Origin of the sequence: Thermomonas sp., from assembly GCF_046293095.1 — a bacterium.
GTDB lineage: Bacteria > Pseudomonadota > Gammaproteobacteria > Xanthomonadales > Xanthomonadaceae > Thermomonas.
The window spans coordinates 58,457-70,618 of sequence record NZ_JBKBPN010000008.1; the positions used below are offsets into that span (position 1 = coordinate 58,457).

General features: G+C 65.6%; 12 protein-coding genes. 1 reads left to right on the forward strand and 11 read right to left on the reverse strand.

The window, feature by feature from the left end:
• Position 1: 1 nt before the first annotated feature.
• The 11 genes from ACK4SG_RS12345 to ACK4SG_RS12395 form a co-directional block, all read right to left on the reverse strand.
• Positions 2–1,540, reverse strand: a complete 1,539-nt coding sequence (locus tag ACK4SG_RS12345; RefSeq protein WP_409602153.1) for an efflux RND transporter periplasmic adaptor subunit — start codon at positions 1,538–1,540, stop codon at positions 2–4.
• Positions 1,537–2,859, reverse strand: coding sequence for a TolC family protein (locus tag ACK4SG_RS12350; RefSeq protein WP_246037244.1), 1,323 nt, complete (start codon positions 2,857–2,859; stop codon positions 1,537–1,539). The genes ACK4SG_RS12345 and ACK4SG_RS12350 overlap by 4 nt, the downstream gene beginning before the upstream one ends.
• Before the next feature lie 125 nt (positions 2,860–2,984).
• Positions 2,985–3,404 carry a hypothetical protein gene (locus tag ACK4SG_RS12355; RefSeq protein WP_028840181.1) on the reverse strand — a complete coding sequence of 140 codons (420 nt, stop codon included), beginning with the start codon at positions 3,402–3,404 and terminating at the stop codon, positions 2,985–2,987.
• A gap of 132 nt (positions 3,405–3,536) precedes the next feature.
• Positions 3,537–4,472 carry a copper homeostasis membrane protein CopD gene (copD, locus tag ACK4SG_RS12360; RefSeq protein WP_028840180.1) on the reverse strand — a complete coding sequence of 312 codons (936 nt, stop codon included), beginning with the start codon at positions 4,470–4,472 and terminating at the stop codon, positions 3,537–3,539.
• A 10-nt stretch (positions 4,473–4,482) separates the two neighbouring features.
• Positions 4,483–4,839 carry a copper homeostasis periplasmic binding protein CopC gene (gene copC, locus ACK4SG_RS12365; protein WP_246037245.1) on the reverse strand — a complete coding sequence of 119 codons (357 nt, stop codon included), beginning with the start codon at positions 4,837–4,839 and terminating at the stop codon, positions 4,483–4,485.
• 91 nt (positions 4,840–4,930) lie between these two features.
• Positions 4,931–5,296: a DUF411 domain-containing protein gene (locus ACK4SG_RS12370; protein WP_028840178.1), complete on the reverse strand. Its 366-nt coding sequence runs from the start codon at positions 5,294–5,296 to the stop codon at positions 4,931–4,933.
• A 173-nt stretch (positions 5,297–5,469) separates the two neighbouring features.
• Positions 5,470–5,982 carry a nuclear transport factor 2 family protein gene (locus ACK4SG_RS12375; protein ID WP_028840177.1) on the reverse strand — a complete coding sequence of 171 codons (513 nt, stop codon included), beginning with the start codon at positions 5,980–5,982 and terminating at the stop codon, positions 5,470–5,472.
• Positions 5,983–6,073: 91 nt separating this feature from the next.
• Entirely contained in the window at positions 6,074–7,147 is a 1,074-nt protein-coding gene (locus ACK4SG_RS12380) for a copper resistance protein B (protein ID WP_171033569.1), read from the reverse strand.
• 5 nt (positions 7,148–7,152) lie between these two features.
• Positions 7,153–8,991, reverse strand: a complete 1,839-nt coding sequence (locus tag ACK4SG_RS12385) for a copper resistance system multicopper oxidase (protein WP_028840176.1) — start codon at positions 8,989–8,991, stop codon at positions 7,153–7,155.
• A 104-nt stretch (positions 8,992–9,095) separates the two neighbouring features.
• A complete protein-coding gene (locus ACK4SG_RS12390) occupies positions 9,096–9,518 on the reverse strand; it encodes a CopL family metal-binding regulatory protein (protein WP_171033570.1) in 423 nt (140 codons plus the stop codon).
• Between the two features lie 116 nt (positions 9,519–9,634).
• Positions 9,635–10,024, reverse strand: coding sequence for a hypothetical protein (locus tag ACK4SG_RS12395; protein WP_409602158.1), 390 nt, complete (start codon positions 10,022–10,024; stop codon positions 9,635–9,637).
• A gap of 328 nt (positions 10,025–10,352) precedes the next feature.
• Between ACK4SG_RS12395 and ACK4SG_RS12400 the strand changes: the two genes are divergently transcribed.
• Complete coding sequence (locus ACK4SG_RS12400) at positions 10,353–12,146, forward strand: hypothetical protein (protein WP_409602160.1); 1,794 nt, start codon at positions 10,353–10,355, stop codon at positions 12,144–12,146.
• Positions 12,147–12,162: the final 16 nt, after the last annotated feature.

Sequence of the window (12,162 nt, forward strand, 5' to 3'; positions counted from 1 at the left end):
GTCAGTGCCCCTCGTGCCCGGTGGGGGAAGTAGGTGCGGCGTGGTCGCCCATCGTCCCGTGGCCGCCATGGCCGCCATGGCCGTCTTGGCCGGCGGGTGCGTCAAGGGCGCTGGCGGGAGCCGGCGCATCCGCCGGCGCCGCAGGCATGGCATGGCCGGCATGTGGGTCAGCCGCCTCCTCGCTGTGCCCGGCGTGCGGATCCGCTGCCTCGGCACCATGGCCGGCGTGCGGGTCGGCGGCGCCATCGCCTGACTGTTCGCGCTGCGGATCTTCACTGGTGCCGGAGGGCGACCCGTGTCCTGCGTGACCCTCAAGCCCCTTGAGTGCCGACTGCAGGTTGCTCTCGGCGTCGATCAGGAAGTTGGCGGACACCACGACCTGTTCGCCTTCAGACAACCCGTCGAGGATCTCGATGCGCTCGCCGCCGCGACGACCCAGGGTCACGTCGCGCGGTACAAAACGGCCCGCGCCGGTCTCAACCAGCACCATCTGGCGCGTGCCGCTGTCCAGCACGGCCGAACGCGGAACGGTGAGCACCGGGCCGGTTCCCGGCGCCTCGAGCAGCACCGTCCCGTAGAGCCCGGGCCGCAGGTCGCCGTTGGGATTGGGCAATGCGATGCGCACGTCCACGGTGCGCGTCATTGCATCGATGACGGGCTGCACGAAGGTGACCTTGCCCTTGGCCACTTGGCCTGGCAGGGCTACGGTTTCAAAGCGGGCGGGCTGGCCGATTGCTATGCCCGCGGCCTGCGCCGCCGGCACCTTGGCGACCACCCACACCATCGACAGGTCGGCCAGGCGCAGGATGGTCTCGCCCGCCTCGAACCGGGCGCCCTGGACCACCGGTTTTTCGATCACCACCGCATTTGCCGGCGCGGTGAGGATCAGGGCCTTCTTGCCCATCTGCGCATTGCTGATTTCCCAGTTGCGCAGGCGGGTACGGGCGGCATCGCGTAGGCGGGTCATCGATGCCGCGCTGGCGGGATCGGATCCGGCCAGCCTGCGGGCGGTCTCGTCAGCGAGCCTGTATTCCTGCTGCGCCGCAGCCAACTGCGGGCTGTAGACGGATAGCAGCGGCTGCCCGGCGCGGACCCGCATGCCGGTCTGGTTCGCGTACAGCCGCTCCACCCAGCCTTCGAAGCGCGGGGCAATGACGTACTGTCGGGTCTCGTCGACCTCGACCGTGCCGCTGGTGCGCACGGTGGCGGACAGTGCCCCGCGCGTAACCGCTTCCGTGCGCACGCCCAGCGCCTGCACCTTGTCCGGCGGCAGCACCACCGTGCCCGGCGCCGCCGGCGGCGCGTCGTCGGCATAGACCGGAACGTAGTCCATGCCCATCGGATCCTTCTTCGGCACCGGCGAGGTGTCGGGGAGCCCCATGGGATTTCGGTAATAAAGCACCTTGCGCTCCGCGGCAGGCGCCTCGGCGGATGTAGCTGCGGTCGGCGAATCGTTGGTCGCGCGGCCGGCCATCCAGCCTGTGGTGAGGGCGGCGAGTGCGACGCCGATGGCGAGCGACAGGGTCTGGACACGGGTCATCGGATATCTCCTTCGATGGCGCGCACGGCGGCGGCGCCCAACAGTTCGTCACGCAATGCATCGACCCGTGCGAGGTCGGCGCCCTGCCATTCATTGAGTGCTTCCAGCAGCGTCCCGAAGTCGACTTCGCCGACCTGGTAGCTCGCCAGCGCCGACTGCCAGGTGGCGTCGGCCTGCGGCAGCAGCGTGTTCTGGATCAGTTGCCGGCGTTCGCGGGCGCTGGTCCACTGCGACCAGGCGGAAGCGCCTCGCTCCTCGACGGCCCGCAGCGTGGCGTCCCTGCGGGCCAGCGCGGCTTCCTCGAGCAGGCGCGATTCGCGCTCGCGCTCGCGGCGGGCGCGCTGCTGGAACGGGATCTCCACCTCGAGCATCAGCTCGGTACTCTGGATGCCGTTGCCCAGCTGCATCGCACCCACGCCGACGGTGATGTCGGGAAAGCGGTTGCGACGCTGCAGCACCACATTCGTGCGCGCGGCCTCGGCGCGGGCCTGCTGCGAACGGACCGCGGGGTGCGTGTCGGCGGCGTCCAGAGCCTCGGCAAGCGAAGCGCTGCGGACGGCAAGGCGCGGCGCCTCGTCGGGAGCCGCCAGCGGTGCATCGGAACGGCGCCCCAGCACCGCGTTCAAGGTGGCGGCCGCCTCCTGCTTGGCGGCGAGGCGTTCGATCCGCTCGCGCTGCAGGCTGGTCTGCTCGACCTGGGCGCGGATGGCATCCTGCTGTGGCGCGCGGCCAAGGGCGTAGCGCACTCCCGCGATCTCTTCGACCTGGCGGAGCAGGGCGATGCGGCGATCGAGCACGGCTACCGCTTGATCGGCATGCCAATAACGTGCGTAGGCCGCCTCGGCGTCGGACAGCAGGTCGCGCGCCGCGGTGATGCGATCGAGCCCGATCGCGACCGCGTCCTGGCTGGCCGCAGTCCGCATCAGGTCGCGCTTGCCCCAGAGCGGGAAGCGCTGGCGCAGCGCGTAGTTGACCTCACGGTCGGCACCGACGGTGCGCCAGGGTTTGTCCGGATCGAGGCCGCGAAATCCCACTGAGGCCATTGGGTCGGGCAGGGCGCCCGCCGGCAGGATCCGCGCTTCGGCAGCCTGGGTTTCCAAGCCCATGGCCCGAAGCTCGGGGTTGTGTTCGAGCACCCAGGTCCGGATCGACTCGAGACTGTGTCCCGGGATGGGCTCGGTTGCGGTCACCGGCAGCGCCAGCGCCCACAAGGCGCCGGCGAGCACGCAGGCGAGCAGGCGCCGCCGCGGTGGCCGCTGGCAGGACAGCGGGTGGCAGTGCAGGCGGCTGGCCTGCCACAGGTAGAACGGAGATGCCATATCAGTGTCCTTGGGCCGACGCGACGCAGTCGCTCGGCCGGGGCAGGAACACATGCCGTGACGCGCACGGCACGAACGCACAGCACTGCACCGCACAGGCGTGCGGCGCAGTCAGCGTTCGGGCATCAGATCAGCAGGAGGGCCGCGGGATGCGCGGTGGGTCGGTGCCAGGCAGGCGTGGGTGGCGAATCGACCCATGTGGACGTAACCCCGGGGCCACCGTCCGCGACTTCCGCGACCGCGAACCAGGAGAACCACACGCCGACAAGCAGCGGCGGAACCGGCGGGATGCGTCCGCTGTCTGCCGAGAGGTCGCCTTCGCTGCAGTGCGCGGTACACAGTGCCTCGTCAGCCGAGGGAAGCTCGGCGCCACAACCGTGACCGTGGTCGTGGTGGGTGTCCGCGTCGGCCGCGACTGCGGCGGTTGTGGCCTTGAGATCCAGACAGCCGCCATGACCGGCCAGTGCGAACTGGGACCAGAGCAACGCCACCATCGCGAGGAGGGCAGTGCGCTTGAACCAGTTCCGATGGCGAAGGCGGATCATGGTCGGAGCTTACTCTTTGTCTGATCCGGTGCAACTGATCCAGATCAATTTCTGGTCAGGAACAGAGACGGCGGGGGAGTTCGTGCCGATGCTCGGCGGGGGAGGGACCATCAAGACTATGCGCCATCGCGCTCAGGCAGCCGCGGGGCTGAGCGTTCCCAGCACAGAAACGACGATCAGGATCAGGATGGCCAGTGCTGCTTCAGCCGCGACACTCTGCCGCAGGGCGCGCACCTCCTGCACAGGATCGCCGCTTTCCAAGGCGCGTCCCAGGCGCGGCACCAGCGTCCAGCGGTGCAATGCACCCAGACCCAGCATGCCTCCGAACAGGGCAAGCTTCACCAGCAGCAGGTTCCCGTACGTGCTCTCGAGCAGTGTCGACAACGACCATGCGGTGAGATCACCGTAGTGCGTGATGCCGGACACGATGAGCGCAGCGACGAAGACCGTGCCGAGCGTCGAGAATCCGTGCAGAAGATCATGCGTCGTTCGAAGGTGCCCACTGCCGGAGACCGCCTCCCTGCGCAGGAGCAGGCCCAGGAACACCAGTACCGCGGCAACCCAGCCGCCTGCCGCGAGAAGGTGGACCAGGCCCGCAGCAAGCCGCAGCGCACCGGACGCGCCTTCACCGGCGGCGGCGTGGCCGTTCCATGCCAGCGTAGCAAGTGCGCCGCCCGCCAGCATTGCCAGCCGCGGAAAGGCGGACTCCACCTTTCCGCGGCGGCGCTGCCATCCGAGCACGACGATCAGGATGACCAGCAATGCGCCCCTCGCTGTCGCTGCCAGGCCTGCGGACGTCTCGAACAAATACCAGCCCAGCGATGCGCGATCGACGTCGGCAACCGGCATCCCCAAGATGCTCGCGGTCTTGACCACGACGTCGGTCCCGGTGAGCATGAGACCGACGGCGGCACCCAGCAACAGAACTCCCCTGAGCGGCCAATCGCTCAAGGCGTCGGCGATGGCGGTTCGATGCGAACCGTACCATCCGAACAATGGCACCCCGAACAGGACCATCAGGACCAGATACTCGAGGAACCGCAACACGTACGCCGCCGGGTCGAACATGTCGGGATCCTCAGCGCACAGTGAAGCTGAAGCTGCCCGTCATCGGGTGGTTGTCGCCCCCAACGGCGCGGTATTCCACGCGATAGGCACCCGCAGCCAGTGGCTTGGGCAGCTTGGCACGCAGCGTCTTGCCGTTGTTGACGATCTCGGTCGTGAAATTCTCGACCGGCATGGTGGAGCTGCCGTGCTTCATGAGCAACTTGAGGCGCGAGGCCCGCGGAATCAGCGTTTCGTTGAATACCAGATCAATCTGGCTCGGCGAGGCCACCACCGCATTTGCCGCCGGCGTGGACTGCTGCAGCGCGGCGTGGGCGTGGGCAACTTGCAGCGAGAACTGGCCCGCTGCGATCGCGAAGACGAGCGCCATGGAGCGAAAAACGTTTGACAAGTTCATATCGATGATCCTCGTTGCGAAGGTGGTGCAATGCCTCCGTTCGGCGGCATTGCTTGGTGGCTGTTCAGTGCTGTGAGAACGGCTCAGTGGTTCCGTCGTGCCGGACCAGTTCGACCGTGTACGGCTGCTGGCGCCCGTCCGGCACCTCCATGCCGGGCGAACCGAGCGGCATTCCCGGCAGGACTAGGCCGCGTGCGTCCGGCTTCTCTGCAAGCAGGCGCTTGATGTCCTCGGCCGGGATATGGCCCTCGATGAGGTATCCGCCGACCTCGGCCGTATGGCAGGAGCCCTTGGCATAGGGAACACCCAGGCGCTCCTTGACCGGACCCAGGTCGTCCATGTCATGCACATCCACGGTGAAGCCTGCTTTTTTCACGTGGTCGATCCAGCTGCCGCAGCACCCGCAGGTCGGGGTCTTGTGGACGGTCATGCGGGGCAGGGCAGCGGGAGTCGCGTCGGCTGTTTCCTGGACGACCTGTGCAGCGGGCGCGATGGTGGATTGCGTGGGTGTAGCCGCCTGGGTGCAAGCACCCAGGCCCGCCACCGCAAAGGCAACCCAGGTCAGGCGGTTCAATCTGTAAGCCTTCATTTCGGAGTCCCCGCTCAGCGTTTGGTTCGCGAGGACCAATGGATGTGGACGATGCGCCAGCCGTCCGCGGTCTGTTGCAGCACCATCGTCTCGGTGCTCTGGACGGTCAGTGGCTTGCCGTCCTTCTTGGCGTGCAGCTCGCTTTCGGTGCCGACCCAAGCGAACTCGCCCGCGACCCGTGCACGCTGGCGGAGCAGCTGGCGATGCGCGCCCTTGAGGAATGCCGCATCGCTGACGGCGTGGTGGCCCATGTATTCCTCGCGGCTGCGCTCGGCGCCTCCGGATTCCAGGATGAGGACGTCGGCTGCGAGCAGCGCTTCGACCGTGGCCATGTCACCGCTGGACAGCGCGCCGTGGAAGCGTTCGGCCACCGCGACCGCGGCTGTTGCGTCGGTAGGAACATCCACGTCCGCGCTGGCCGCGGCGACGGGGTGATGTTGTGCATGGGACTGCGTCGCCTTTGCCATCGCTGGCGGCACGATGGCGAGCGCCAGGGCGAGGGTGATGGAAGTTGTCATTGCGTTCATGCAGAGACTCCAGTAGATCGATGGTTGTGTGCTTGCCAGCCGTCACAGTCAGGCGTGGTTCGGGTGTCGGGTTTCAATGTGCGTTTGCCTGTCAGAACCAGATACGAACGCCCGCCACGATCCGGGTGTCGTCGATGTCCCCGGACTGCGCGCGACGCTGATCCGCGGTTCGGCCATAAGCGCGTTCCCAGACCACGCCGAGGTAGGGCGCAAACCGGCGATGGAACTCGTAGCGCAGGCGGAAACCGGCTTCGACCTTGCTCAGTCCGCTGCCGATGCCAACCGCCGGATCGTCCTTGCTCCATGCTTCGCCCTCGACCAGCCACTGGCCGATCAGGCGGTTGGTGAACAGCGTTTCGTATTCGGCTTCCGCGCCGAGTCCGACCTGGCCGGACTGCCCGAGATAGGCGGTCGCCTTGATTTCAAACTTGTACGGGGCAAGGCCGATGACGCCGAGCGCGGCATAGGTGCGCGACAGGGCGCCGCCAAAGCCGAAGTCATGGCGAATGCCGGCGACGGCGTCCCACCAGGGGGCGATCGCGCGGCCGTACAGGACTTCCACATCCGCCGATTCGGTAGAGCCGCCTGCACGCTCGCCCTCGCTGCGGAGCCAGAGCCGGTTCAAGTCGGAGCCGACCCAGCCTTGCGCTTCCCAGAACATGCCGGTGCCGCGCTCATCCGCGTCCCACGCTTCAAGCCGGTCAAGCGACCAGTACGAGTTGATCGATTCGCCGTGCATCACGTGGGCGTCGAGTGGTTGGAACGCGGCGGCCCGATCTGCCGGTGTAACGACCGGGATGGGCTCGCGCGGCTCGGCCGTGGCTGGAAGATCCTGGCTGGCAGCAGGCTGATGAACCATCGACGAGTGGTCCATCTTGGAGTGATCATCGCCAGCCATGACTGCGGCCCCTTGCTTCATGGCGCCGTGGCCCATGTTGGCGTGGTCCATCGCCCCCTCGTCCTCGGAACTCCTGGCGGGCGGGCTCGGCTGGTGGCCGGCATGCGGGTCCACAGGCTTGGCCGGCGGCTGGCTTGCAGCGGGTTTCGCTGGCGGCTGGTGCGCCGCATGGTCCGCCTGCTGCGCCCACACCGGCGCGATGCCGGCTGCGAGTGATAGTGCAGAGGCCAGGCCGATGGCCAGAGAATGGCGGTGGGAACGGATCATGGCGTTCATTCCTCCACCCGCACTTCGCGGAACATGCCGGCTTCCATGTGGTAGAGCAGGTGGCAGTGGTAGGCCCAACGGCCAAGGGCATCGGCACGCACCCGGTAGCTGCGCCGGGTGCCGGGCGGCATGTCGATGGTGTGCTTGCGCACCATGAAGTTGCCCGATTCGTCCTCGAGGTCGCTCCACATGCCGTGGAGATGGATCGGGTGCGACATCATCGTGTCGTTGACCAGCACGATCCGCAGGCGCTCGCCGTAGTTCAGGCGCAGCGGCTGTGCGTCGGCGAACTTCACGCCGTTGAACGACCAGGAGAAGCGCTCCATGTGTCCGGTCAGGTGCAGCTCGATCGTGCGCCCGGGCTCGCGCCCGTCGGGGTCGCGGAAGGTGCTGCGCAGATCGGCGTAGGTCAGCACACGGCGACCGTTGTCGCGCAGGCCGATGCCCGGGTCATCCAACCTGGGCACGGGCGCCATCGTCTGCATGTCGACCAGGGGATTGCCGGTTTCGGTGACAGGGTGTTCCTGCATCCCGCCGCCACCGTGGTCCATGCCGGCCATGCTGCCGCCGGCTGTCGCATTGGAGGACATTGACGACATGTCGTGGCCGCTGTGATCCATTCCGGCCATGGCACCGCCGGCCATCGACGACATGTCGTGGCCGCCGCCACCCATTCCGCCATGGCCCATGTCGTCCATGCTGAGGATCGGCTTTGGGTCGACGCTCGGAATCGGCGCGCGCAAGCCTTCCCTGGCCGCGAGGGTGCCGCTGATGTAGCCGGAGCGGCCGCTGTCCTGGGCGAAGATGGTGAATGCATCCTGCCCGGTGGGTTCGACAATGACGTCGAAGGTCTCGGCGGTGGCGATGCGGAACTCGTCAACGGTCACCGGACGCACGTACTGGCCATCGGCCGCGACCACGGTCATCTTCAGGCCGGGAATACGCACGTCGAAGTACGTCATCGCGGAGCCGTTGATGAAGCGCAGGCGCACCTTCTCGCCCGACCGAAACAGCCCGGTCCAGTTGCCGAGCGAGGTCGTGCCGTTCATGAGGTAGGTATAGGTGTTGGCGTTGACGTCCGACAGGTCGGTCGGCGTCATCCGCATCTGGCCCCACATCTTGCGGTCTTCGACGGTAGCGGCCAGGCCGTTCTGCTCCACGTCGTGGAAGAAATCGCCAACCGTCCGCTTGGAAAAGTTGTCGAAATCCGAGCGCTTCTTGAGCCGGGCGAACAGGCGCTTCGCATCAAGATCGGTCCAGTCGCTGAGCATGACCACGTAATCGCGGTCATATGCGAACGGTTCGGGTTCCAGCGGCTCGATGATCAGCGGCCCGTAGAGGCCGGCCTGCTCCTGGAAGCCGGAATGGCTGTGGTACCAGTAGGTGCCGCCCTGCACGACGTCGAAGCGGTATTGATACGTCTCGCCGCGGTTGATGCCGTTGAAGCTGAGCCCGGGCACGCCGTCCATGTTGGCCGGCAGCAGGATCCCGTGCCAGTGGATCGACGCCTGGCTGCCATGGATGGAGCCGGCGGGCAGGGCATTGCGGACCCGCAGGTTGACGGTGGTGCCTTCGCGCCAGCGCAGCAGCGGTGCCGGAATGGATCCGTTGACCGTGATCGCGGTGCGCGTGGCGCCGGTGAAGTTCATCGGCGTCTCGCCGATGGTCAGGTCGAAGTCGGTGCCCGAGAGCACGTTGGGTACGCCCTCGGCCTGGACGGCCCAGCTCGAACGGGGCCAGAGGCCGAGTGCCGCAACGGCGCCGCCGGCGGCTAGTCCCTGAACAAAGAGGCGGCGCGACGGGACAGACAGCCCCTCGGCACGGCCGAAAGAATCGGAAGACATGGAAACTCCGGGAAAAGGTCGAAGGCTCGCGAAGCGAGCATTACTCTGTCAGTGCGGAACTCACGGACAGATCCAGCGGCGCCGATGACGGCGCGCCGCGACACTTAGCCGATCGGAGGTCGCAGGAGGTTGGCCCGGGCCGCGGATGCGTGCCCGGACAGGAAAGGTTCGGCGGTCTGCCGGTAGCCGGTGCTGAGGTCGGCAAGCATCGACCAGGCAAGTGCCGCTGAGCAATGGTGCATGCATGCGCAGCAATCGCCCGCCCGGCAGCAGTCATCCGCTGGCGATGCGTCGCCGGCCTCATTCGTAGCCTGCGGGGGGCCGTGATCCACGGCCGCTGGAGCGGTCGCTTCGGCCCCGTGGCAGGCGGTTATTGCCTCTGCTGCTGCCTGCACCGCAGCCACGTCAGACAGATCGCCGGAGTTGCGCAGGTGCTCCAGATGCATGGACGCGCCCGCGACGCCCGGACCGTTGGCCAAAAGCGCAACGACCAGGAACAACCGCATCAGGAGCGCACGCAGAGCCATGCACCCGATTATACATCCGCATGTAAACGTGGAATGAATGCAGCGATACCAGGCGAGTGCAGTAGTCAGCTTTCGACCCAAAGCAGACGTTGCCTCCTCGATGCTCGCGCAAGGCTCTACAGCGCCGGCAAGAGGTCGTGGGTCAGCAGCTTGAACGTCAGCATGTGCGGCTGCCGTTCGTTGTAGTTGGTGGTAGTGATCACGACCACGGCGTGCATTTTCGGCAGCAGGAACACCGCGTTTCCGCCGGTGCCGGCCATCGTAGGCACCGTGATGGTCGCATCGCCATACGAAATCTTCATCAGCCACCACAGGCAACCGTAGTCCGCGTCCTCACGCGCCATCGCCTGTGCGTTGATCGAGCGTTGGACCCACTCGGCTGGAATGAGTTGCTTGCCACCGTAGCGCCCGCCATCAAGGTACAACTGGCCGAGCTTCCACAGGTCGCGGGTTCGCAGGCCAAAACCACCCCCGGCCTGGGCCAGTCCCAATGGGGAGACTACCATTCGGGCGTCTGGATGCCCTGCGGATCGAACAGCCGACGTTGCGCGTAGCTCTGCAAGGGTTCGTGCACCGCGCATTAGACGACCCGGCAATCTCGAACCCAAAGAGTCTGCCGGATCGGCCGAGCGCATCTCTACGCTCAGTTGGGATGACCACGAAAAACGGCCCGCGAAAGCGGGCCGTCGAAGAAGTGGGGCGGAATTCGCGGCGGGAGCAAGCCCAGGCCCGCGCTCCTTTCCCCTTTAGTTTTCGGATGACCCGAAGGTCAGGCGTCTAGTATAACGAGCAGGCTGCGCCGAATGTCAAGCCACCCCTCACCGGACTGAATGCATGCGAATCGACAAGCGCCTCGGGGCACTTACCGCACCCACCGACGCCCAGCGCTACTTCCTGTCTTGCTGGTTCAACCTGGTTCATGAGTACTCACTGGATTCCTATCGTGTCCGAGTCATGAACCCCGGGACCATGCTGCGCGAGATCCAGCGCGCCCTGACCTTCGCCGAAGCCAAGCCCGAGGACAAGGCCATGATCTTGGATGAGGCGCAGCAATTACTCGCGGCCGATCGTGTCCTCACCGTCGGGCCGTTTCCTCCGGTCATGGCACGTCTGAACGCCTTGCTGAACGGTGACAAGCTCAAGCTGGTCAGTGCCAGGGGCCCTGATGAACGGATGCTCGCTTACACCGTCAATGAACTTCAGCCGCTCTTGGACCAGCAATACATCCCGATTGCTTTCAGCCAACTCGAGGATCTTCTGATCACCCAACCCGATCAAGGCCATGCGCCGGATCTGACGGTAGTGCACGGAATCACAGCGGCGCTTCTAAGCACGTTGCTTGACCGCAATTTTTCGCTTGAGTCACTTTATCGCATCTACGCCGAGGTACTCGTTCCGCGCAAGCCAGACCGGGTGTACCGCTTCGATCGTAAGCTTGGGCTAACACGCTTGCTGTTGACGCAACCTAGTCAGATATTCGACGTAACCTTCGCGCTGGATCAGATCACCAAGCCTGAAGAAATCCCGGCAGCGCTAGGGCATCTGGCTATTTCCGACACACCGCCGTTTGCCCTGCACGTTAGGCATGCCAAGACCAGCTACCTCACACCTTTGCCCAAGCGTCGTTTCGTTACCATTCGGGGGCTCTCAGCCGCCGACCGTAGGGCGGCGGGGTTACAGGCCTACGATCAGCTCGCAAACGTCATCAACCTGCTTCGGTTCGAATACGAACAGGCTAGGTTGCAGATCCCAGGCCAGTTTGCGGTCCTGGATCTGTCGCGGCCCGAGCAAGGAGGCCGGGTCTACTACTTGCCTAGAGTTGTGCCCAATCCCACGTTGGCGCTCAATGGTAACGATGCGGCAGATTTTGTCGCCAGTGTGAACGAACTTATCGGCGGTTCCCGCTTCAGCGATGAGGGTCGAGATCGGATTACCTCTGCATTTCGCCTTTACCGCCAGGGGCGCGATCAGGACACCATTGAGACCAAGTTGGTACATTGGTGGACCGCGCTGGAATACCTTGTGCGGGGCGGTCAGGCAGGCAGCGGCATTGGGAAATCGGTGGAATCGAGCTTGGCGCCCGTCATTGGCCTGAGCTACGCCCCCAAGCTCCTCATCGTCGTACGCAACCTTCTTACGGACTTTGGCATCGGCTTGGTCGATGCCAACTGCCAACCACTGAATCTGCGCGCTTTGACCCTGGGCCAGCTATGGGACGTGTTCAAGGACCCGACTCAGCAGGCCGCCATTCATGCCGGTTTGGCCGCTGAGCCATTCCTGCAGATCCAAGTCCAGCAGTTCCTGAGTGAAGTCGCCACGCCCGCCACAATGCTCGAACGGCTGCGTAAGCATGATCAGCGGGTACGCTGGCAGATTCAGCGCCTCTGGCGGACCCGCTGTGACATCGTCCACAGCGCAGGGCGTGGAGCAAACCATCTATTACTCTGTTCGAACTTAGAGTACTACCTCAAGACGGCCTTGCATGGCGTCCTAGCCGCGCTGCGCTCGGTACCTACGTTGAGTGGTCCACTTGAGTACTTTGATCGGGAGGCCTATCGGTACGACTGCATAATCAAGGCTCTGGCTGCCGGAAATGATGCTGAGGTGCGGGCCAGCTTCCCGACTTAGCAGGCCTTGAACTTGC

Coding starts and splice junctions, on each gene's coding strand:
- ACK4SG_RS12395 (WP_409602158.1), bottom strand. CDS start 10,024: ATGGTAGTCTCCCCATTGGGACTGGCCCAGGCCGGGGGTGGTTTTGGC.
- ACK4SG_RS12385 (WP_028840176.1), bottom strand. CDS start 8,991: ATGTCTTCCGATTCTTTCGGCCGTGCCGAGGGGCTGTCTGTCCCGTCG.
- ACK4SG_RS12345 (WP_409602153.1), bottom strand. CDS start 1,540: ATGACCCGTGTCCAGACCCTGTCGCTCGCCATCGGCGTCGCACTCGCC.
- ACK4SG_RS12380 (WP_171033569.1), bottom strand. CDS start 7,147: ATGATCCGTTCCCACCGCCATTCTCTGGCCATCGGCCTGGCCTCTGCA.
- ACK4SG_RS12355 (WP_028840181.1), bottom strand. CDS start 3,404: ATGATCCGCCTTCGCCATCGGAACTGGTTCAAGCGCACTGCCCTCCTC.
- copC (WP_246037245.1), bottom strand. CDS start 4,839: ATGGCGCTCGTCTTCGCGATCGCAGCGGGCCAGTTCTCGCTGCAAGTT.
- ACK4SG_RS12400 (WP_409602160.1), top strand. CDS start 10,353: ATGCGAATCGACAAGCGCCTCGGGGCACTTACCGCACCCACCGACGCC.
- ACK4SG_RS12375 (WP_028840177.1), bottom strand. CDS start 5,982: ATGAACGCAATGACAACTTCCATCACCCTCGCCCTGGCGCTCGCCATC.
- ACK4SG_RS12350 (WP_246037244.1), bottom strand. CDS start 2,859: ATGGCATCTCCGTTCTACCTGTGGCAGGCCAGCCGCCTGCACTGCCAC.
- ACK4SG_RS12370 (WP_028840178.1), bottom strand. CDS start 5,296: ATGACCGTCCACAAGACCCCGACCTGCGGGTGCTGCGGCAGCTGGATC.
- ACK4SG_RS12390 (WP_171033570.1), bottom strand. CDS start 9,518: ATGGCTCTGCGTGCGCTCCTGATGCGGTTGTTCCTGGTCGTTGCGCTT.
- copD (WP_028840180.1), bottom strand. CDS start 4,472: ATGTTCGACCCGGCGGCGTACGTGTTGCGGTTCCTCGAGTATCTGGTC.